Genomic DNA, 265 nt, shown 5'->3' on the forward strand with positions numbered 1-265 from the left:
AGTTAAATCGGGATGATATTGTAAAAAAAGGTCTATTTCTTTATGGAGATATTGCAGATATATTTCCAGTGAAGATTTTGAGTAGGGGATACGGAAAAAGGTGCAATATCCGCAAGGAGTTAGACAAAAGGGGATATGGATATAGATTGCTATCTGGCGAGACGAAATATCCTGTTCCATCGGATATGAGGAGTATCATAAAGTTTATTATATTCTATTCCGCGGGAAAAGAAGATTAACCAGGGTGTACCAGTGATATCTGATC

Annotated in this window: 1 protein-coding gene; it reads left to right on the top strand. The window is 37.0% G+C overall.

All coding sequences use genetic code 11. From position 1 onward, the window contains the following. On the top strand, window positions 1-239 hold a 239-nt coding region (locus FQ668_RS28855; RefSeq protein WP_218570907.1), incomplete at its 5' end, for a hypothetical protein. Between the last annotated feature and the right edge of the window lie 26 nt (window positions 240-265).

It is taken from the genome of Pseudomonas sp. Kh14 (genome assembly GCF_900291005.1).
Lineage (GTDB): Bacteria > Pseudomonadota > Gammaproteobacteria > Pseudomonadales > Pseudomonadaceae > Aquipseudomonas > Aquipseudomonas alloputida.